Source organism: Frankia sp. CeTa3Moorea (assembly GCF_978021225.1).
On the sequence record NZ_CDXDOR010000024.1, the window covers coordinates 18,762 to 38,387 of the forward strand.

The 19,626-nt window shown below is 71.5% G+C and carries 20 protein-coding genes, 1 tRNA gene and 1 pseudogene; 8 read left to right on the forward strand and 14 right to left on the reverse strand.

Annotation, left to right across the window (positions count from 1 at the left end; genetic code table 11):
• The first annotated feature begins 19 nt into the window (after nt 1-19).
• The 4 genes and pseudogenes from AC08OV_RS07040 to AC08OV_RS07055 form a co-directional block, all read left to right on the forward strand.
• Entirely contained in the window at nt 20-601 is a 582-nt protein-coding gene (locus tag AC08OV_RS07040) for a flavin reductase family protein (protein WP_476619465.1), read from the forward strand.
• Nucleotides 598-1,710: a Gfo/Idh/MocA family protein gene (locus tag AC08OV_RS07045; RefSeq protein ID WP_476613121.1), complete on the forward strand. Its 1,113-nt coding sequence runs from the start codon at nt 598-600 to the stop codon at nt 1,708-1,710. The genes AC08OV_RS07040 and AC08OV_RS07045 overlap by 4 nt, the downstream gene beginning before the upstream one ends.
• Nucleotides 1,703-3,004: a lipopolysaccharide biosynthesis protein RfbH gene (gene rfbH / locus AC08OV_RS07050; protein ID WP_476613122.1), complete on the forward strand. Its 1,302-nt coding sequence runs from the start codon at nt 1,703-1,705 to the stop codon at nt 3,002-3,004. Before AC08OV_RS07045 ends, rfbH begins: the two co-directional genes overlap by 8 nt.
• Nucleotides 3,001-3,843 (forward strand): annotated as a pseudogene (locus tag AC08OV_RS07055) (LLM class flavin-dependent oxidoreductase); the annotation flags it as partial. The gene rfbH and the pseudogene AC08OV_RS07055, both read left to right, overlap by 4 nt.
• Nucleotides 3,844-3,941: 98 nt before the next feature.
• Here AC08OV_RS07055 and AC08OV_RS07060 read toward each other — a convergent pair.
• A complete protein-coding gene (locus tag AC08OV_RS07060) occupies nt 3,942-4,385 on the reverse strand; it encodes a hypothetical protein (protein WP_476613125.1) in 444 nt (147 codons plus the stop codon).
• A 176-nt stretch (nt 4,386-4,561) separates the two neighbouring features.
• On the opposite strand from AC08OV_RS07060, the gene AC08OV_RS07065 reads away from it, so the two are divergent.
• The gene (locus AC08OV_RS07065; protein ID WP_476613123.1) at nt 4,562-6,310 is read left to right on the forward strand and encodes an MDR family MFS transporter; all 1,749 of its coding nucleotides are present in this window, start codon (nt 4,562-4,564) and stop codon (nt 6,308-6,310) included.
• Nucleotides 6,311-6,314: 4 nt separating this feature from the next.
• The gene (locus AC08OV_RS07070; protein ID WP_476613124.1) at nt 6,315-6,992 is read left to right on the forward strand and encodes a DsbA family oxidoreductase; all 678 of its coding nucleotides are present in this window, start codon (nt 6,315-6,317) and stop codon (nt 6,990-6,992) included.
• A 194-nt stretch (nt 6,993-7,186) separates the two neighbouring features.
• Here AC08OV_RS07070 and AC08OV_RS07075 read toward each other — a convergent pair whose 3' ends face one another.
• The 13 genes from AC08OV_RS07075 to AC08OV_RS07135 all read right to left on the reverse strand — a co-directional run bounded on the left by AC08OV_RS07075 (nt 7,187) and on the right by AC08OV_RS07135 (nt 17,748).
• Nucleotides 7,187-8,161 (reverse strand): pyridoxamine 5'-phosphate oxidase family protein, encoded by a 975-nt coding sequence (locus tag AC08OV_RS07075; RefSeq protein WP_476614396.1) that lies wholly within the window; start codon nt 8,159-8,161, stop codon nt 7,187-7,189.
• A 106-nt stretch (nt 8,162-8,267) separates the two neighbouring features.
• Nucleotides 8,268-9,554 (reverse strand): DUF6365 family protein, encoded by a 1,287-nt coding sequence (locus tag AC08OV_RS07080; protein ID WP_476614397.1) that lies wholly within the window; start codon nt 9,552-9,554, stop codon nt 8,268-8,270.
• Between the two features lie 25 nt (nt 9,555-9,579).
• On the reverse strand, nt 9,580-10,719 hold the full coding sequence (locus tag AC08OV_RS07085; protein WP_476614398.1) for a DegT/DnrJ/EryC1/StrS aminotransferase family protein: 1,140 nt from the start codon (nt 10,717-10,719) through the stop codon (nt 9,580-9,582).
• Entirely contained in the window at nt 10,716-11,339 is a 624-nt protein-coding gene (locus AC08OV_RS07090; protein ID WP_476619466.1) for a dTDP-4-dehydrorhamnose 3,5-epimerase family protein, read from the reverse strand. Before AC08OV_RS07090 ends, AC08OV_RS07085 begins: the two co-directional genes overlap by 4 nt.
• Nucleotides 11,340-11,586: 247 nt before the next feature.
• Nucleotides 11,587-12,063 (reverse strand): hypothetical protein, encoded by a 477-nt coding sequence (locus AC08OV_RS07095; protein ID WP_476614400.1) that lies wholly within the window; start codon nt 12,061-12,063, stop codon nt 11,587-11,589.
• Nucleotides 12,064-12,158: 95 nt separating this feature from the next.
• Complete coding sequence (gene rfbB, locus AC08OV_RS07100; protein WP_476614401.1) at nt 12,159-13,154, reverse strand: dTDP-glucose 4,6-dehydratase; 996 nt, start codon at nt 13,152-13,154, stop codon at nt 12,159-12,161.
• 40 nt (nt 13,155-13,194) lie between these two features.
• Nucleotides 13,195-13,380, reverse strand: a complete 186-nt coding sequence (locus AC08OV_RS07105) for a hypothetical protein (protein ID WP_476614402.1) — start codon at nt 13,378-13,380, stop codon at nt 13,195-13,197.
• 322 nt (nt 13,381-13,702) lie between these two features.
• On the reverse strand, nt 13,703-14,599 hold the full coding sequence (locus AC08OV_RS07110) for a hypothetical protein (protein ID WP_476614403.1): 897 nt from the start codon (nt 14,597-14,599) through the stop codon (nt 13,703-13,705).
• Between the two features lie 60 nt (nt 14,600-14,659).
• On the reverse strand, nt 14,660-14,932 hold the full coding sequence (locus AC08OV_RS07115; RefSeq protein WP_476619468.1) for a DegT/DnrJ/EryC1/StrS family aminotransferase: 273 nt from the start codon (nt 14,930-14,932) through the stop codon (nt 14,660-14,662).
• Nucleotides 14,933-14,972: 40 nt separating this feature from the next.
• A tRNA-Glu gene (locus AC08OV_RS07120) sits at nt 14,973-15,045 on the reverse strand.
• A 206-nt stretch (nt 15,046-15,251) separates the two neighbouring features.
• Entirely contained in the window at nt 15,252-16,034 is a 783-nt protein-coding gene (locus tag AC08OV_RS07125) for a hypothetical protein (protein WP_476619469.1), read from the reverse strand.
• Between the two features lie 524 nt (nt 16,035-16,558).
• Entirely contained in the window at nt 16,559-16,765 is a 207-nt protein-coding gene (bldC, locus tag AC08OV_RS07130) for a developmental transcriptional regulator BldC (RefSeq protein WP_006540950.1), read from the reverse strand.
• A 152-nt stretch (nt 16,766-16,917) separates the two neighbouring features.
• Nucleotides 16,918-17,748: a DUF8083 family protein gene (locus tag AC08OV_RS07135; RefSeq protein WP_476619467.1), complete on the reverse strand. Its 831-nt coding sequence runs from the start codon at nt 17,746-17,748 to the stop codon at nt 16,918-16,920.
• Between the two features lie 261 nt (nt 17,749-18,009).
• On the opposite strand from AC08OV_RS07135, the gene AC08OV_RS07140 reads away from it, so the two are divergent.
• Together AC08OV_RS07140 and AC08OV_RS07145 are read left to right on the forward strand one after the other, a co-directional pair.
• Complete coding sequence (locus tag AC08OV_RS07140) at nt 18,010-19,080, forward strand: Glu/Leu/Phe/Val family dehydrogenase (protein ID WP_462186984.1); 1,071 nt, start codon at nt 18,010-18,012, stop codon at nt 19,078-19,080.
• A gap of 330 nt (nt 19,081-19,410) precedes the next feature.
• Entirely contained in the window at nt 19,411-19,617 is a 207-nt protein-coding gene (locus AC08OV_RS07145; RefSeq protein ID WP_011434572.1) for a DUF3073 domain-containing protein, read from the forward strand.
• Nucleotides 19,618-19,626 lie beyond the last annotated feature (9 nt).

Genomic DNA, 19,626 nt, shown 5'->3' on the forward strand with positions numbered 1-19,626 from the left:
GACCATGACGGAGGATCGGTTGTCCCTGCTGACGCCGGCCACGGCTGGCACCCGACCGGCCGTGCCCGCAACGGCCCGTGGGAACCCCGCCCGCGAGCGCGAGGTGGGCCCGGCCCACCTGCGCGCCGCGATGGCCCGCTTCCCGACCGGGGTGACGATCACGGCGACGGTCGACGACCAGGGCCACCGCCGCGGTTTCACGGCCAGCTCGCTGGTGTCGGTCTCGCTGCGCCCACCGCTGATCGCGGTGTGCGTGGGGAACGCGGCGAACTGCTATGCCGCCTTCGCCGGCTGCGCGCTGTTCACGGTCAGTGTGCTGCGCCACGACCAGGCACCGCTTGCCCGCCGCTTCGCGACCAAGGGCATCGACAAGTTCTCTGGCGATCACCCTTCCGGTGATCATGCCTCCGCCGAGTTCACCACCACGCCGGCCGGCCTGCCGGCCGTGGCGGACGCGCTCGTCGTGCTGGAGTGCGAGGTGTACGGGCGTCACCCTGCCGGTGACCACACCATCCTCGTCGGTCGCGTCCGCGCCATCCTGGAGTCCGCCGGCGACCAGCTCCTCTTCGCCGACCACCAGCTCACCCGGTTGTCCGGATGACCGCCGCGGCGGGGGCGCCGGTTCGCCTCGGCGTGCTCGGCTGCGCCGACATCGCTGCCCGGCGGGTGCTGCCGGCCGCCGCGGCCACGCCGGGGCTGGTAATCCGCGCGGTGGCCAGCCGGTCGACCGGCCGGGCCGCGGCGCTCGCCGGCCGCTACGGTGCGGACCCGGTCACCGGCTACCGGCATCTGCTGGACCGCGCGGACATCGACGCGGTCTACCTGCCGCTGCCCTCGGGCCTGCATGAGACGTGGATCCGCCGCGCGCTCGACGCCGGCAAGCATGTGCTCGCTGAGAAGCCGCTGACCACCAGCGCCGCGGCCACCGCCAGCCTGCTCGACCTGGCCCGCGAGCGCGGCCTGGTGCTGATGGAGAACTACATGTTCCTCCGACACGGCCAGCACGCCGCCGTCCGCGACCTGGTCGCGCGCGGGGCGGTCGGCGAGCCGCGGGCGTTCTTCGCGGCGTTCACGATCCCGCCCCGGCCGGCCGGCGACATCCGCCTCCAGCAGGAGCTCGGTGGCGGCGCGCTGCTGGACGTGGCCGGGTACCCGCTGCGCGCGGCCCAGTTCTTCCTGGGCGGCTGCGGCCTCGACGACGCCGCGGACCTCGACGTCGGCTGGGATCCGGACGCCAGCGCGGACCCCGGCTGCTGGGACCTCGACGTGGCCGGCGCCGTGCTGCGCCACGATGAGGGCCTGGGGGTGGACGTCGGCGGGGCGATCCTGCTGCGCCGCCGCGACGGCGTGCCCGCCCAGCTCACCTTCGGGCTGGAGAACGGCTACGTCTCCAGTTACCAGATCTGGGGCAGCGAGGGCCGGATCGGCGTCGAGCACGTGTTCACCACGCCCGCCGACCACCAGCCGGTGGTGCGCGTCGACCGCCAGGACCACCACGAGCGGATCGTGCTGCCCGCCGAGGACCAGGTAGCCGACGCCGTCGCCGCGTTCGCCCGCGCGGTGCGCACCGGCCGCGGCGACCCGCCGGGCCCGGTGCTCGCCCAGGCCCGCCTGCTCGACCGCGCCCGCCAGCTCGCCGGCGCGGGCGCACCCCCACACCCGGCACAGCAGCGACGCCCGAAACACCGGAAAGGAGCCGAGGATGGGTGACGACAAGGCGCTGATCCTGGACCAGGTCCGCCGATACCACCACAACCGCGCCGGCGGGGAATTCGTCCCCGGGGTGACCCCGGTACTCGCCTCCGGCGCCGCGCTCGACGCCGACGACCGGGTCGCCCTGGTCGAGGCGGCGCTCGACTTCCGCATCGCCGCCGGCACGTCCTCGACCCGCTTCGAGCGGGAGTTCGCCCGGATGCACCAGCTGCGCAAGGCCCACCTGACGAACTCCGGATCGTCGGCAAACCTGCTCGCGCTCAGCGCGCTGACCTCGCCGCTGCTGGAGGACCAGCGGCTGGTGCCCGGCGACGAGGTGATCACCGTCGCCGCGGGTTTCCCCACCACGGTGAACCCAATCTTCCACAACGGGCTGACGCCGGTCTTCGTCGACGTGGAGCTGGGCACCTACAACACCACACCGGAACGGGTCGAGGCCGCGATCGGCCCGCGCACCCGGGCCGTCATGATGGCGCACTCGTTGGGCAACCCGTTCGCTGCCGCCGAGATCGCCGAGATCGCCGAGAGGCGCGGTCTGCTGCTCGTCGAGGACAACTGCGACGCGCTCGGCTCCACCTACCAGGGGCGCCTGACCGGGACGTTCGGCGAGCTGGCGACGGTGAGCTTCTACCCGGCGCACCACATCACGATGGGCGAGGGCGGCTGCGTGCTCACCGACAACCTCGCGCTGGCCCGCATCGTGGAGTCACTGCGCGACTGGGGCCGGGACTGCTGGTGCGCGCCGGGCGAGGACAACAAGTGCTTCAAGCGGTTCGACCACCAGCTCGGCGAGCTGCCGCACGGCTACGACCACAAGTACATCTTCTCCCACGTCGGGTACAACCTGAAGTCGACCGACCTGCAGGCGGCGCTCGGCCTGAGCCAGCTGCGCCGGATCGGCGAGTTCGGCCGGATCCGCCGGCACAACTGGCGCCGGCTGCGGGAGAGCCTGGACGGCCTGCCCGGCCTGCTGCTGCCCGAACCAACGCCGGACAGCGACCCGAGCTGGTTCGGTTTCGTGCTCACCGTCCAACCGGACGCCGCCTACACCCGCCGCGAGCTGGTGGACTTCCTGGAGTCCCGGCGGATCGCCACCCGGCGCTTCTTCGGCGGCAACCTGACCCGCCACCCCGCCTACCTGGGTCGCCGCTACCGCGTATCCGGCGACCTCACCAACAGCGATCTCATCACCGAGCACACCTTCTGGGTCGGGGTGTATCCCGCGCTCACCGACGAGATGATCGACTACACGGCCGAGTCCATCCGCGGGTTCGTGCTGAAGCGCTCATGACCACGAACACCGCTTCCGGGAACACCGCTGTCGGGAACACCGCCGCGCGGAACGCCGGATCCGGGAACGCCGGCTCGGGATTCGATGATGCGGGATTCGCCGCCGGAGAAGTCGGCGGGGCGGAGAACGGCGGCCCGGGGCGCCCGGTACGGCTCGCCGTGAACCTGGCCGCCGTCGGCGCGGCCGAACTCGCGCTGCGCGCCGAGGAACTCGGCTACGCGCTCGCGCTAGCGCCCGAGGGCTACCGCTCGGACGCGGTCAGCGTGCTCGGCCTGGTTGCCGGGGTGACCAGGGGCATCGCGCTGGGGTCGTGCGTCATGCAGATCCCGGCCCGCCCGCCGGGCACCGCCGCGCTGACCGCCGCGACCCTGGACGCGCTGTCCGGCGGCCGGTTCCGGCTGGGGCTGGGCGTCTCGAACCCTGACGTCTCCGAGGGATGGTACGGCGTCCCGTTCGACCAGCCGCTCGCGCGCACCAGGGAGTATGTCGAGATCGTCCGCGCGGCGCTGTCCGGCGGCCCGGTCGCCTACCAGGGGCGGCACTTCCAGCTACCGTCGGGCGCGCGGTCGGCGGCGCCGCTGCACCTGTTCACCATGGGGTACCGACCCGACATCCCGATCTACCTGGCCGCCGTCGGCCCGGCCAACCTGCGGCTGGCCGGGCGGATCGCGGACGGCTGGCTCGGCGTCTTCGCCTCACCCGCAACGGTCACCGAGGCGCGCCGGGAGATCGCGGCCGGGCTCGCCGCAGGCAGCCGGGACGGCCGCGACTTCGAGGTCATCCCCTGTGTGCCGGCCGCGGTCGGCGACGACGTCGCCGCCGCCGCCAACCAGCTGCGCGGCCAGTACGCCTACCTGCTGGGCATTGGCGACCGGCGGACCAGCATCTACTGCGCGCTGGTCGGGCCGGTCGACCGGATCGCGGCGCGGCTGCGCGCCTACGCCGGTGCCGGCGCGACCATGGTCAGCGTCATGGTGTCCGCTGCGGCCACCGACCTCGCCGGCCGGCTGGCCAGCAACGGCGCCGCGTACGACAGCGCGCCGCCGACGACGACGTCCGGGCGCCACCGCTCACCCAGCTCGCGGAGCGCGGGCAGCGTTCCCGCCGCGAACCGCCCGAATCCCCGACCGTTGAACACCAGCCGCTCGTGCGGATCCCGGGGAAGCTCCAGGCGGGCTCCCGTCCGGTCGGTGAACATGAAATCCATCATTGACTGTTCGCTGACGCTGACCGCCGCCATGCCGGTACCAGTGACCAGCGGCACCGTGTTCGCCAGAGTCGCGACGAACACCTCGTGCCCGGCATTGCGTGCAGCCAGCGCCAGCGGTGTCACGGCGAAAATGACGCCGCCGCTTCCGCCGGCAACCACGAGAACTCGCATGTTTTTACCTTCGTACGGGGTTGTCCAGCCGCTCTCAAGGCCTCCTCGACTCTCGCTGGAGGAACCGCCTTCCGTGCTTGACCTGAACCGCGCTTGAGGTTGCACGATGTCCGGGGAGTTATGCCCGCGGACCGCCCCGGTGCCGCGTGTGCCCGCGCCGCTGAAGGGACGCCCCGATGAGCCCGACCGACCGCGCCGCCGGTCCCAACGGTCCCGGTCAGGATGACGAGCCGGTGCATCCGCCGCGGCGGACGGTGCTCGTCATCCTGACCGGGCTCATGCTGGGGATGTTCCTGGGCGCCCTGGACACCATGATCATGGCGTCGGCGCTGCGGACGGTCGCCGACCAGCTTGACGGCCTGACCGCGCAGGCCTGGGTCACCACGGCGTACCTGGTGACGATGACGGTCTCCGCGCCCCTCTACGGCAAGCTCTCCGACATCTTCGGGCGCCACCCGGTGTACCTCAGCGCGGTGTCGCTGTTCCTGCTCGGCTCGCTGCTGTGCGCGCTGGCGCAGTCGATCTACCATCTGGCCGGGGCACGGGCGGTGCAGGGCGCCGGTGCCGGCGGGCTGACCTCGCTGGCGCTGGCCGTGGTCGCCGACATGGTGCCCGCCGAGCACCGCTCGCGCTACCAGGCGAACCTGGGCGTGGTATTCGCCGTCGCCAGCGTCGCCGGGCCGGTGCTCGGCGGGCTCTTCGCCGGCGCCGACCAGGTCCTCGGCATCGCCGGCTGGCGCTGGATCTTCCTTGTCAACCTGCCCGTCGGCCTGGTGGCGTTCGTGCTGGTCGCGGTGTTCTTCCGGGTGCCGACGCGGCGGGTCGACCACCGGATCGACTACGGCGGCGCGATCATGCTGGTGCTCTGCCTGCTGCCGCTGCTCGTGGTGGCCGAAAACGGCGCCCGGTGGGGCTGGGGGTCACCGCTGACGATCGGGCTGCTCGCCGCTGGCGCGGTCGGCCTGCCGCTGTTCGCGGCGCTCGAGCGCCGCACCGGCGACAGCGCGCTGCTGCCCGGCCGGCTGTTCGGGCGGCGCCCCTTCCTGCTGGTCAACGCGGTGAACTTCCTCGGCGGCGTGGGTGTCTTCGCCGGGCTGACGCTGCTGCCGCTGTACCTGCAGATCGTGCGCGGGCTCTCCCCGACGGCCGCCGGCCTGCTGCTGCTGCCGCAGTCGCTCGCGACCACCACCGGCTCCCGGCTCTCCAGCGGCCTGGTCCAGCGCTTCGGCCAGTCGGGGGTGCTCGCCACCGGCATGGCCGCGATCGCCGCCGTCTACCTGTCGCTGAGCCGGGTGGGTCCCGACACCCCGATCTGGGCGCTGGTCGGCCTGGTCATCGTGCTCGGCCTGGGGCTCGGGGTGTTCTTCCAGGTGGTCCTCATCGCCTTCCAGGACAGCGTGCCCCCCACCGATATGGGCCTGGCCAGCGGCCTCTACAACTTCTCCCGCCAGATCGGCGGGGTCGCCGGCACCGCCGTGTTCGTCTCGCTGATGTTCGGGCTCGCCGGGGCGCGGGTGGACGACGCCTTCGACCGGGCGGCCGCGGACCCGGCCGCCCATCCCGTCCTCACCGACCCGGCTGTGGCCGCCGATCCGCCCAGCGCCGCACTGCTCGCGGACCTGCGCAGCCCCGACGGCGTCGACCTGAACGACACCTCGGGTCTCGCCGACGCCGACAACCGGCTCGCGGACTTCGTCGTCGACGGCATCGCCAGCTCGCTGGACACGGTCTTCGTCGCGGTCGGCATCTCGGTCGCCATCTCGGTGGCGATCGCACTCGTGCAGGGATGGGCATCGACCCGGCAGCCGATCCCGGCGCCGGCGTCGCCGGTCGGGCCGACATCCACCTCAAGATCGACATTCACGTCCACATCGACATCCACGTCGGCGAAACCGCCGACGACAACATCGACCGAAGGAGCGTGACGCCGTGGCGGATCAGTGGCTGGACGTCGAGATCTGGTTCGACATCGCCTGCCCGTGGTGCCTGCTGGGCCGGCAGCGCTGGCACCGCGCGCTGGGGTCCTTCGACCACGCGGATCGGGTACGCACCACCTGGCGGTCCTTCGAGCTGCGGCCTGGCTACCCGCTCGGCCCAGGCCGGCGCCTCGTCGACATCATGCGCGAGGACTGGGGGATGGGCGCGGCCGAGGTGGACGAGGTGCTCGGCCGGATCCGGGCCGAAGGCGCGGCGGCGGGCCTGGCGATGCGCCCGGAGCGGGTGCGCCCGACGAACACCTTCGACGCCCACCAGGTCCTGCACCTCGCCGTCGACAGCGGGCGGGGGGAGGAGATGCTCGAGCGGCTGTACGACGCCTACCACGTCGCGACCGTCGACCTGTCCGATCGCGAGGTGCTCGTGCGGCTCGCCGCCGAGGCCGGGCTGCCGGAGGCGCTGGCCTGGGACACCCTGCACGCCGGGCGCTACGCCGAGGCGGTGCGGGAGGACGAGCGGCTCGCGACCCGGCGCGGGGTGACGGCGGTGCCGTCCTACCGGATCCAGACCGGTACCGCGGTCAGCGGCGCGCTCCTCACCGAGACGCTGCTCCAGTTGCTGGAACAGGGGTGGGAGCGGGCCACGGCCGGGAGCGCGCCGGGCGGGCTGTGATCCCGGCGGTCGATGCCCTGGCCGGCCCCGATGCTGGCCGCGGATCTGGCTGAGGACGCTGGCTGGGGACGCTGGCTGGGGACCCCGGCTGGTTCGGACCCGAAGGCTGGTTCTGGATCCGAACGCCGTGTCCCGCACGGGTGGGACACGGCGTTCGGGCACGCGGGCACGGGCGCGGGCCCGCGCCACCTGGGTCAGCGCGGGGCGCAGGCGGCCAGTGCGTCCCAGTCGACCCTCGGCCGCGGCAGGCCGCGCCGCTCCAGGTAGAGCTCGGAGCGGCGGCGCGCGTCGGCGATCCAGTCCTCCTCGCCGGCGTCGTAGCCGCCGTCGGCCGCACCCGCGTCGGCCGCACCCGCGCCCGTGTCGGCGGTGGCGTCCGGCTCGCCCGGTACCCGCTCGGGGGAGAAGCTCCAGCCGCCGTCGGAGGTCGTCGCGGTCCCGGCCACGTGCAGGGAGCTCATGTCGCCCGACTGGCCGTTGTGCCGGTGCCAGAGCAGGCTAGCCGGTCCCGGCCGGCCGGCGAACGGCTGGAGCGGGCGTACCGCGAGCACGTCCTGCCCCTCCTGCCGGGCCAGCGCGACGCGCGCGGAGCTGGGGTGGCCGGCCGCGTCCGGGGCGGTCAGCACGGCGGTCGGGTAGCGGCGCAGGGCGTCGTCGATCCGCTCCTGGAGGGGGCCGAACCAGGGGGCGGGCGGTTCCAGGGCCCCGCCGGCCGGCGTGCGCTCCACGGCGTGGACCCGGTCCGGCGTGATGACGATGGGCAGCCGCCAGTAGTACCAGTCCATCGTGGCCCGGGCCTCGTTCGAGGCGAACTCCTCGACCAGCGTCGGCGTCTTGCGGAACAGGACCCGCCAGTAGTCGGGGATGTCCTGCGGGGTGGCGACGCCGTCCGGGACGGTCGCTGTCCCCTGCACCAGCACGGCGGGGGCGGAGTCCGGCAGGCCGCTGCCGGTGAAGTCGGAGCAGAGGACCGCCACCCGGCTGTCCCGCCGGGCGTTGGACACCTTCGCGGCGTAGGCCAGCGGCGTGGTGATGACTATCTGCCCGGTCTGCGGGATCCAGCTCGCCGCCATCGGCCGGGTATTTGTCCCACCCGTTTTCGTGATTGTGCTGAATTCTACGACGCGTATCTCGGCCAGCACCGCCGAGACCTGTGGGTCGATCGCCATGAAACCTCCGTTCTCGAAAGATCGACCACCAGGCTAAAAGGTGAAGTTGAGTTGAGGTCAAGTATCCCAGGTCGCGGCGCGTGTCGCGGGATCCGCGCCGCTCTCTTCAGACGTTTACGCCCGCCCGCCGGGCGGCGGCCAGCACCACGTCCCGGGTGGGCGGTATTTCGCGCAGCGCCGCGTGGTATTCGGCGCGCGCCGCGTGGTATTCGGCGCGCGCCGCGTCGAGTTCCGCCCGCGCGGCCGGCTCGTACAACATGTCATGCAGGCTGCGGACCACCCGGGAATGGTCGAGCAGTTCCGCCGTGCGCCCGGCGGCGAGGAACGGGTTGTCGCGCATGAGCGGGCGCATCACCCCGTTCCACCGCCACGGCCACAGCGAGAACGAGGGAAGGCCGTCGGGAAAACCGCGCAGCCAGGTCTCGACCGTCCCGGACACCGGGCCGAGCAGGCGGGCCAGCGCTCCCGGGTCGTCGGCAGGGACGTCGAGGCTGTTCGTGGTGAGCAGGCCCGGGACGTCCGCCAGGACGGCCACCTCCAGGGAGGCGGCCGGAAAGTAGGATGACCAGACGGCGTCCGCGGCGCTCACCGCATCGTCGTGTTCCCCGGCGGTGTGCTCGGGCCGCAGGTGCGTCCGCTTCGGCGGCAGCGCCCGGTAGGCGTCGAAGGTCGGCCCCATCATCAGGATGTGGGTGCTCGCCGGCAGCTCGCGCAGGTACTCGACGACGAGCTCCGGGACGCGGGCGGCGAGCCGGCCGGTCATCTCGTCGCCACGGGTCAGCATCGCGTGCTGCGGCCGCAGGCCGGGGATCATCAGCAGCCGGTCGTCGGGGCCCAGGCCGAGCTCCTCGCGCACCCGGGCCCGGGTCGCCTGATCGCGCCGCCGTACCCGGGTGCACCGGTAGGGGAAGGCGTGCGGGGCGACCTGCGCGCCAGCGGGCCGGGCCACCGGGACCGGGCGCAGCCGCGCCGGCATCGACAGGATGCGGTCACTGACCTCGGTGGCCCTGCCCCGGATCTCCAGGCCCAGCCCGCCCGCCGCGAGTTCGTACAGGTCGATCGGCAGCACGGGCAGGTCGAGATCGTCGACGAACCACGGATCGGTGTCGTAGGTGTAGGTGCACGTCAGCCAGTGGCCGATGTAGTCGCTCAGGACGAGGGCGTCGGGCCGCAGCCCGCGGATCAGGGTGCGTACGACGTCCCGCAGGTCGACGCCGTGCTCCGGCGTGACAACCGTGAACGGGTGCCCGGCTCGGGCGGCCTGGCCGGTGTTGTACGGCGCCAGCAGGAAGTGGCAGTCGAAACCGTGCTCGCGGAGCTGGTTCGCCAGATCGATGCCGATCGCCACCTCGTGATGCTCGTCGACGACCAGTGCGAGGAAGAGAAGTCGCATGAGTACTCGCCTGTCTTCCCAGCCGTCAGCGGATCTTGTCCAACGCGGCGCGCAGCTCGCCGACGACGGTGTCCACGTCGGCGTCGGTGAGGCCCTGGTGCAGCGGCAGGCACAGGGTGCCGTCGGCGGCGGCGTCGGTGCCCGGCAGGACCAGGTCGGGGTCCGCGCCGTAGGCGGGCACCCTGTGCAGCGGCGGGTAGCGGAACGTCGTGTAGATGTCGGCCTGGTACAGCAGGGCCGCGACCTGGTCACGCAGCTCGGGGTCCAACTGCACCCAGTAGAAATAGTGTGAGCTCTGGTGCCCGGCGGGTGGGGCCGGCGGCAGGGTCAGCTCGCCGACGTCGCCGAGCTGCTCGTCGTATCGGGCGACGAGCTCCGCGCGGCGCCGGATGAACTCCGGCAGCCGGCCGAGCTGGACGCGCCCGATCGCCGCGGTCAGGTCGTTGCCGATCAGGCGGCGGGCGAAGTCCTGGACGTCCAGCTCCCACCAGCGGTGCGAGACCCGCGCGCGGGCGAAGCCGCTGGACTGCGCGAGCCCGTGGTAGGCCAGCCGGCGGGCGCGCTCCAGCACCCGCGGGTCGCGGACGTAGAGCATCCCGCCGTCACCGGTGCTCATGATCTTCATTGCGTCGAAGCTCCACACGGCGAAGTCGCCGAAGGTCCCCACCCGGCGGCCGTCGACGCTGGACGCGACCGCGCAGGCCGCGTCCTCCACCAGGGCGATCCCGCGCTTCCGGCACAACCGCGCGACCTGCTCGATCTCACCGGGGTGCCCGCCGTAATGCAGCGGCAGCACGGCTCGGGTCCGCTCGGTGAGGCAGGCCGCCACGTCGGAGACCCGCGGGTTGACGGTGCGCGGGTCGACGTCGCAGAACACCGGGGTGGCGCCGCGCGCCGCGATGGCGTTGGCAGCGGCCACGAAGCTGATGCTCGGCAGGACCACCTCGTCGCCGGGCACGAGGTCGAGCAGGTCCGCGACGACGAACAGCCCCGAGGTGCAGGAGTTCAGGAACAGCAGGTGCTCGGCAGGCACGTCGAGATACCCGGCGAACTCCTTCTCGAACGCAGCGGTGCGCGGCCCGGCACCCAGCCAGTTGCTCTGGAAGACCTCGGCCACGGCGGCGAGCTCCGCCGCGCCCACCGAGGGCTGGAACACGTTGATCACGTCGGGCTCCGTTCGTCGACGGCGGGCCAGGCCGGCAGCAGACCGGCGGCGAGCGCCTGTTGGAGAAGGGGCGCGGCGGCATCCTTGGCCGACAGGATCGGCTCGGCAGGGGTGCCCCAGGGCAGGTCGAGTTCCGGGTCCAGCGGGTTCACCTCGAACTGGGTACCCGGAACGAACGTGGTGGAGACGACGTAGCAGATGCAGGTGTCGTCCTCGAGGGCAAGAAAACCGTGGCCGAGCCCTTCGGCGATATGCACCGCCTCGCCGGTGCCGGCGGCCAGCACGGTGCGTTCGTGCCGGCCGAACGTCGGGGAACCCACCCGCAGGTCGACCGCGATGTCGACCAGCGCGCCCCGCACGCACGTCACGTACTTGGCCTGGCCCGGCGGAATCAGCACCCCGTGCAGGCCGCGCAGGGTGTTCTTCCGGGACACCGAGTAGTTGATCTGGGCAACGTCGAACGGGTGGCCCAGGGCCTGGCCAAGCAGGTCCGCGCGGAATCCCTCGTAGAAGCTGCCGCGGGCGTCGTCCCAGCGTTTCGGGTAGACCCGATGAACGCCCGCTATCCCCGATTCCTCGATCCGCACGGTACCTCCGGGAGTCAGGGCGGGGGAAGCCATGGCGGCAGGAGTCATGGCGGCGGAGTCCAGCGTCGTCGCGGGCGGTCGATCCGACCTCGAAACGCGCTCAAGGGCGCCGTCCGGCCCCTCTCAACTCCAAGCGGCTGAAAGAACGTGAACGGTGCCGCCTCGCTTGCTGGGCGTCGCGGCAGACCGGCACCGATCCCGCCCATGCCGCCGCCGCAGCCCAGCTACGTCGGGCACTGGCGCTCACCGACACCGACGTCGAGCACAGGCCGCTGTCCGACTACGACCGGCACTTCGGACTTGACGACGACACGCAGGTCACCTGATGCCCGCGTACTCCCGGGATACACCGGACGTATGCCCGCTGGCAGGCCACCGCGCGGACGGGTGGACCGATCGGGAAGGGGCCGTGGCCCACCCCGGTCGTCGACCAGATCGAACCGCTGGCGGCGAAGTACGCCGCGGACTGGCCGGCCTGGGGCCATCGCAAGATCCACGCGATGATGGCCGTCGACGGCCACATAGCCTCACCCTCGCCGGGGTCTGTGACTACTTCTCGAAGGTCGAGTTCGGCTGGCACATCGCCCCGACCTGCACCGGCGCCGAGGCCGTCGTCACCGTCCAGCTCGCCCTGGCCGAGGCCGAGCGCCTCGCTGGCCGCCCGCTCACCGACGTCCTGGCCGACCCGGTCACCGGGGAGCTCCCCAAGATCACGCTGGTGACCGGCTGGAGCGATCCCGCTCTCAAATCCCCCCACCAAGATCCAGAAAACCCAACCTTCAGGTCAGGATTCCTGAGCCAAGATCTTGACACGGGACACGAGGAGGGGAACGTCGAGGAAGGTTCTGGGGGCTACCGGCCGAGCTCGGCGTACTTGGCTTCGGTGACGTCCTTCTGCGGCTTCCACCACCAGTCGTTGGTGCGGTACCAGTCGATGGTAGCGGCCAGCCCGGCGCGGAAATCGCCGTAACGGGGCTCCCAGCCCAGCTCGGTGCGGATCTTCGTGGAGTCGTTGGCGTAGCGTAGGTCGTGGCCCGGCCGGTCGGAGACGTGGTCGAAGGCGTCCGCAGGCTGGCCCATCAGCTCCAGGATAAGCGCCAGGATCTCGGTGTTGTTGCGCTCGTCGCCGGAGCCGATCAGGTACGTCTGCCCCGGGGCGCCCTTGGTGAGGATCAGGTGCACGGCGTCATTGTGGTCATCGACGTGGGTCCACTCCCGCACGTTCTCACCCGCCCCGTACAGCTTGGGCCGCTCGGCGACGAGCACGTTGGTGATCTGGCGGGGGACGAACTTCTCCACATGCTGGTACGGACCGTAGTTGTTGGCGCAGTTACTCAGGGTGGCGGCCACCCCGAACGAGCGCGCCCACGCGCGGACCAGCATGTCCGAGCTGGCCTTGGCCGCGCTGTAGGGGCTGGAAGGGTCGTAGCGGGTCTCCTCGGTGAACTTGTCGACCGCGTCGAGGGCCAGGTCGCCGAAGACCTCGTCGGTGGAGATGTGGTGCAGCCGCTTGTCGTGGCGGCGCACCGCTTCCAGGATCGTGTAGGTGCCGAGGATGTTGGTGCGGATGAACGGCTCCGGGTCGTGCAGCGAGTTGTCGACGTGCGACTCGGCCGCGAAGTGCACCACCACGTCGTGCTCAGCCATGAGACGGTCGACGAGGGTGGCGTCGCAGATGTCGCCGTGGACGAACCGGACCTTGTTGGCGATCGGGGCGAGGCTGTCGCGGTTGCCCGCATAGGTCAGCGCATCCAGCACGCACACCTCGTACTGCGGGTAGTTGCAGATGGTGTGGTGGACGAAGTTCGCGCCGATGAACCCGGCCCCGCCGGTGACGAGCATCCTCATGACCCGGCATCCTACGGGCGACCCCTGACGCGCCAGAATCTCACAAGTAGAACAATCGGCGGATTGTTGGTACGTCAGCCCGTGGGGATACTCGTCGTCGTAGTCGCCCCGGGGCGCTGCGGTGGGCCGCGGCCTGGGCTCGGTCGTCGAAGCCGCTGATCGCGGTCGGCGAGTCCGGGTCGCGGTACGCCGCCTCGGCGATGCTGTCGGCGGCCTCGTGGTCCATCCTCAACCTCGTGCACGACCTCGCCGAGCGAAACATCGGCGTACGAATTCTCGCCGACCCGCTACCGATCAACACCGGCGACGAGGGCATGGGCCACATCGCCTTCCTGTTCCTCGCCTTGTTTTACCGAGATGGAACGCACCTTCACAGCCGAACGCGCCGCGCACTCCCGCGCCGTGGCCGAGGCCGCCGGCCGGTCGGTGGGCCGCACCTAGCCCACCCCCGGAGAAGATCGAGTACGCCCGGCTGCGCAAGGCGCAGGGGGGTAAGCCTCGGCACAATCGCCGCGAAGACCAAGCATCCCGAAGACCTCGCTGCGCCGCTACCTCGCCGACACGCCTGCCCTGGCTGGCGCCGGGGCGGGGCCGGCCGCCGGGGGCTGAACCACCCAGCTGGGAACCGGCGCTCGGGCGGCGGCCTGCCGCCATTGGCGATCATCTCGGTGCCGCCCGGATGGCACCCGCCGCAGTGACGACCACGGCGTGGAAGTCGGCCATCCGCGCCAGCTCGGCCGCTGACGCGGGGCCGGTGTCCTTGACCACCAGCGTCGGCCCGGCCGGGTGCAGCACCTTCGCCGCGCCGGAGGTGCTGACCACCTGGGGAACAAAGTCGACGCCCACCCGGTCGCCGGAGGCGGGCGCAGCCGGTTGCGGTCTCCTCGGTGCCGTCGGTGAGCGCGTTCACGACCTGCCGGTAGCCGGCGTGCAGGTCGTCGAGCAGTCGGTGCAGGGCGTGAAGCCCGGTCGGCGAACACCGCGACGTACGGCTCGACGAGCGCCAGGCGGTCGAAGGCGGTCAGCCGGGCCGGCGTGACTCGGCGACGGCGATGGTACTGCGGGACGTGCAGGTGGGTGTGGAACTTCGAGGCCACCGAGTGGGCGTCCGGGGAGGTGTCGTCGGGGTTGAACCCGTGCGTGACGTACACGTCGGCGTCCAACTCGGCCGCTACCCGCGCCGCGACCTGCGGGTGCCAGCCGAGCGCCGCAGCGAACTCGTCGCCGGTGAGGTCGAGCCAGGAGCGCACCGAACGGCCGGGAGTTCCGGCGTAGACGTTGAGGTCGCGGTCGCTCCAGGTCACCGACTTGCCCACCACGACCAGCTGCAGACCGGCGACCGTGGTGGCGTGCAGCAGCGGCAGCCGGCCGCAGAACTCCTTCCAGCCCATGGCCTCGGCGTCGGTGGTGGTCAGATACTGTGGCCCGTACCGTCGGGTGTCCACTGTGGATACACGGGCCAGTCGACGCGGGCAGCGTCCCCGGTGTCTGCATGGGCTGCGGGGTTAGGGCCGCCACCGGTTGACCGCGGCGACGACCCGGTCGACGTCATCGTCGGACAGGCCCTTCCACATCGGCAGGCACAGGTGCGTCGCGGCGAACCGCTCCGCCTGGGGCAGGCCACCTGCCGGGGCAGGCAGGCCCAGGACGGGTTGGCGGTGCAGCGGCACCTCGTAGACGCCCTTGGCGGTACGCACCCCCATCCTGTATAGGTAGTCGCGCAGCGCATCGCGGTGGCCCTCGGCGGCGGTGACAACGAACTTGTGGCCGCTGTAGATCGCGCCCGTCCATTTCGTAGCAGATTGACTACCCTGAGTGTGCCCCCAACGGGATTCGAACCCGTGCTACCGCCTTGAAAGGGCGACGTCCTGGGCCGCTAGACGATGGGGGCGCGGCGACGACCCTCAGCGAGGCTGCGCATCCGCCCAACCGCGACGTCGATCGTCTGAAACACCGCAAGCATAGGGGACGGCCCGGTCGGACGACAAACCCTTCCCGGGCGATCCCGACCGCTCGGCATCCCCGTGGGAACGCTCCCCTGGCCGGCCAGCCGACCACCCGGCTGCCCGACGACTGCCCGGCCACCCGGCTGCCGCGTCACCGACCCTTCTCCAGGCGTGAACGGCCCGGCGGCGCCTCCTGCCCCGCGGGGCGGCCGGCCGCGGGCGCGATGGCGCGGCGCGGGTCGACCCATCGGTAGCGGGAACGGAAGAAGGCTCGGACCGGCCGCCCCCCGATCGCGATCGAGTGCTCGATCTGCGCCGGCCCGGCGGGATCGCCGCGACCATGGACCTCGGCGAGATTGAAACTCAGCGTGACCTCGTCGGCCCGGTCCCCGGGAGTGTTCGGATCATAGACACGGAGCGTGATCGACGTTCCGGCCTGGACATAGGCGTAGGCGAGCACCTGATGGTTCAGGCCGAGCAGCCGCGGATCGGAGGACCGCACCGTGATGATCCCGATCGGGGACAGCAACCCCTCGTCCAGATCGAGCCGGATCCGTGGCCACTCGTCCGCCAGGCTCGTCCGCGCGGCCCCCGGCCGGAGCCGGATCCCCCGGTTGGCGTCGGCGTCGGCGCCCTGCATGAGCCGGTAGTAGCGGGCCACCCCCCGCGGGATATCGAAGCTCTCCAGCAGGCGGCGGACGAGGTACGCGTACAGCGGGGACCCGACGGCCGGCGCCACGACGTCAGGCGGCGGCCCGATTCCGGCCTCGAACAGATCACGCACAGCGTAGATCATCCCGCCGCACAGGCCCCGGCTGGCGTCGCCGAGGCCCAGCCGCCACGTCGACCATGGCGCCGAAACGGTCAGCAACGGTTGCGGAGCGAAGCTGTTCGTGAACCGGAAGGCGCTGGTACTGGGCCGGAAACCGGGCACAGCCGACTTCCGTCCCCAGCCCTGGTCATCGGCGCCGCCCGACGTCACGGTGCCGGGCGGGTTACGGCGCCAGGCGGCGGTCCAACGATGATCAACCTCCCGGCAGCTCGGATCTCTGTCCAGCGCCTCGGCTGTCCAGCGCCTCGGCCCAGCGCGACGAGACCGGCGGACAGCCGTAACAGCCGTCCGCCGGTTCCCCAGCAGGTCCACCCAGCGCCCTCCCGGTGCGGAGGTGGTCCTTGACGCGGGACGTCGGCGGGACAGGACCCCGACGCATGGGCTCACCCACATGCCGGACGACCCGACGCCTGGATCTATCTACCCCTCCATCAGCGGCCCGATGGTGATACCGCAGCCTCCGGCTGTCGTCCGATACGGGACGATCAACCGCTCTCGAGACCTTCGGCCCTATTCCGCGGGACTCACGACCGACACCCTCGCACTGTCAGCCGTGCGGCCCGCACCCGAGGACCCGTACCCGAGGAGAGGAGGGGGCTCGTGCAACGCGCCAGGTTGGCGCGAACCTAGATGTCACTTCCGATGCTCGGAACTCCCTTCAGCAGGGCACGCACCTCCGCCTCTCGGTACCGGCGGTGACCGCCCAGAGTCCGAATCGACGTCAGCTTTCCGGCCTTCGCCCACCGGGTCACGGTCTTCGGGTCCACCCGAAACATCGTGGCAACCTCGGCGGGCGTCAGCAGCGGCTCAGCGTCTGGCGTTCGTGTCGTCATTGCGTTGGCCTCCCGTCACAGAGCGTCGCTCCGTCCCATACAGATCGTGCATCCTTCGGGGGCATTTCGGACATGGCACGTCAGGACCATCTACTGACTAGTCACAGCTCGTCCGAAGCGGGCGGCAACTCTCAGTTAACAGAATGCGCCGATCAGCTCGCGGATTCCCGTGCCTGCAGGGGCCTCCACCTCATCAGGACTCGTTCGTAGGCTTCGACCGCTAGGTCTGTTCGCCCACGGCGTAACGCACTGACAGCCTCGACGATGTCCTCTACAGAGTTGTCGCGCCGAAGCATGTCATCGTCCAGCAAGTCAACTAGCCCGTCGTAGTCCAGTTCGACCCTGCTCTGTGGATGGAAGGACCCCAGCCAACGGGCCAGCTCGCCGACGCCCTCGACTCCCGGGGCGTCCGGAGAGCTCGCCCGCAGCTCCTCCACCGCCTCCACCGCCCGGCCCGCCCGCCGTCTGGCGAGGCTCATCGTGGTGCGGTAGATCATGGACCGCTCGGCGGTGTCCCCCGTGACCAGGGACCGTTCGGCCGGGTCGAAGAGCAGGAACCACGGCGGTGGCACCATCCAGGTACAGGTCTGCACGTGGACCTTGAGCGCGGGGCGGCGGGCCTTCCACCGGTCCAGCTCGACCTCGGCCGGCTCGATGATCCGCCGTGGCAGGAACGCCTCCGCGACGCGGTCGGGCATCAGGCCGCGGAACTCGAGCGCCGCCTGCCACACCCGCAGCTGGGTCGACCACGGACAGACGAACATCAGACCGTCGATCCACTGGACGAAGGCCGACTCGTCGGCGACGTCAAGGGTGGGACGGACGGTCGCGACCAGCGCCAGGACCCGCTCCCGGCGGGAACCGGCCCGGCGCGACGGCGGCCCCGCGGCGGCGTAACGCTGCCAGCGGCCACGTTCGGCCGCGGGAAAGGCAGCGAGCGGTTCGTACACCCGCAGATACGCCGCGGGGGAGACGACGGGCACCTCAGGACCCACTTACCGCGCGCGATCCGACCGACGACACCCACGCGGATGCCCTGGATCCTGGCATGCCTCGATCCTGGCACGTCCGCACACAAGCCGTCCGGCCTACCGGCGCCGTAGGGTTCGCCAGGACACGATCTGCGGGCCCTGGGTGCGGCGCGGGGTGGTTCGGCCCGCGGCGCGGGATCAATGCGGTGGGGGCCGCGTGCCCCGCGGAGGCCCCAGGAGGCCCCACGGAGGCCCCGAGGAGAGAGGTGCGCCATGTCGTCCCTGTTCAGCGCCGTTTGTGACCATGAGCAGGTGCTGTTGTGCTCGGACCGTCCCTCGGGTCTTCACGCGATCATCGCCGTCTACTCGACGGCGCTGGGGCCGTCGCTGGGCGGTACCCGCTTCCACCCCTACGCCGACGAGGAAGTCGCGTTGGCGGACGCCCTCGCCCTGTCCCGGGCGATGGCCTACAAGGCCGCCTGCGCCGGGCTGGACCTCGGCGGCGGCAAGGCCGTCATCATCGGTGATCCGGCCGTCGCGAAGTCGGAGCCGCTGCTGCGCGCCTTCGGCCGCCATGTCGCCTCACTGGGCGGCCGGTACATCACCGCTTGCGACGTCGGTACCTACGTGGCGGACATGGACATCATAGCCCGGGAAACCCGGTGGGTGACCGGACGGTCACCGGCGCACGGCGGTTCGGGCGACTCCGGCGTGCTGACCGCCTACGGAGTCTTCGAGGGCATGCGCGCCGCCGCCCGGCACCGGTGGGGAACGCCGAGCCTGGCGGGGCGCCGCGTCGCGGTCTCGGGAGTCGGCAAGGTCGGGCGGCGGCTCGTCGGGCATCTCCTCGACAGCGGCGCCTCGGTGGTCGCGGGCGACGTGGACCCGGTGGCCCTGGCCCGGCTGCGGGTGGAGTTCCCGGCGGCCGAGACCGTGCCGGACCCGGACGACCTGCTCGACCTCGACGTCGACGTGTACGCCCCCTGCGCGCTGGGCGGAGCGCTGAGCGTGGAGACCGTCCGCCGGCTGCGAGCCGGCGTTGTCTGCGGCGGCGCCAACAACCAGCTCGCGCAGCCCGAGGCCGGGCGGCAGCTCGCCGACGCCGGAGTCCTGTACGCCCCCGACTTCGTGGTCAACGCCGGCGGCCTGATCCAGGTCGCGGACGAGATCGAGGGCTACTCGCCGGAGCGGGCCCGGGCCAGGGCCGCGCAGATCTTCGACACCACCTCGGAGGTGTTCCGCCTCGCCGAGGCCGAGGGGGTGACCCCGACCGAGGCCGCGGAGCGGCTCGCCGAACGCCGTATGACCGACGTGGGACGCCTGCGGGGGATCCTGCTGCCCTGATGCCGACCGGGGTGGGGCGAGGCACACCCCCGCCACCAGGAACGATCACCCGCCCGGCGGAGGCCTGAACGTCAACGGGGACAGGTGACGATGATCACATCCAGGCCCCGTCAAACGGGCCGCCGACGGCGGGGACGAGCAGATATCCCCGATCGAACCCACCGGACAAGCGGGTTCATACACCGTTTCCAATCGCGGGCACCTTGTCCGGGGACAGGCAACTGTCGGGTTGGCGTGCCGAGAAGCCTCCGGTCCCTGTAGTCTCGGGAAGCACGAGACAGTGAGAGCACCGGGGCGGGTCCCCGTCGTCATGTTCGAGGGGGTCGAGCCATGGGGCGCGGCCGAGCTAAGGCCAAGCAGACGAAAGTCGCCCGCGAGCTCAAGTACAACTCGCCCACTATGGATCTCGACCGATTGAAGGCGGATCTGGGCGCGGGCTCGACGCGCGAGAACAACAACGACGACTCGTACGTAGATGACGACTACGGATACGACGCCTACGCAGACGACGAGGACGATCGACGTTCCTCCCGCTGACAGCGTCGC

What these genes read in the sequence shown, in the direction of transcription:
- AC08OV_RS07045 (WP_476613121.1), top strand. Translation starts at nt 598, where the DNA reads ATGACCGCCGCGGCGGGGGCGCCGGTTCGCCTCGGCGTGCTCGGCTGC.
- AC08OV_RS07065 (WP_476613123.1), top strand. Translation starts at nt 4,562, where the DNA reads ATGAGCCCGACCGACCGCGCCGCCGGTCCCAACGGTCCCGGTCAGGAT.
- AC08OV_RS07080 (WP_476614397.1), bottom strand. Translation starts at nt 9,554, where the DNA reads ATGCGACTTCTCTTCCTCGCACTGGTCGTCGACGAGCATCACGAGGTG.
- AC08OV_RS07145 (WP_011434572.1), top strand. Translation starts at nt 19,411, where the DNA reads ATGGGGCGCGGCCGAGCTAAGGCCAAGCAGACGAAAGTCGCCCGCGAG.
- AC08OV_RS07090 (WP_476619466.1), bottom strand. Translation starts at nt 11,339, where the DNA reads ATGGCTTCCCCCGCCCTGACTCCCGGAGGTACCGTGCGGATCGAGGAA.
- bldC (WP_006540950.1), bottom strand. Translation starts at nt 16,765, where the DNA reads ATGACGACACGAACGCCAGACGCTGAGCCGCTGCTGACGCCCGCCGAG.
- AC08OV_RS07140 (WP_462186984.1), top strand. Translation starts at nt 18,010, where the DNA reads ATGTCGTCCCTGTTCAGCGCCGTTTGTGACCATGAGCAGGTGCTGTTG.
- AC08OV_RS07075 (WP_476614396.1), bottom strand. Translation starts at nt 8,161, where the DNA reads ATGGCGATCGACCCACAGGTCTCGGCGGTGCTGGCCGAGATACGCGTC.
- rfbH (WP_476613122.1), top strand. Translation starts at nt 1,703, where the DNA reads ATGGGTGACGACAAGGCGCTGATCCTGGACCAGGTCCGCCGATACCAC.
- rfbB (WP_476614401.1), bottom strand. Translation starts at nt 13,154, where the DNA reads ATGAGGATGCTCGTCACCGGCGGGGCCGGGTTCATCGGCGCGAACTTC.
- AC08OV_RS07105 (WP_476614402.1), bottom strand. Translation starts at nt 13,380, where the DNA reads ATGGACCACGAGGCCGCCGACAGCATCGCCGAGGCGGCGTACCGCGAC.
- AC08OV_RS07060 (WP_476613125.1), bottom strand. Translation starts at nt 4,385, where the DNA reads ATGCGAGTTCTCGTGGTTGCCGGCGGAAGCGGCGGCGTCATTTTCGCC.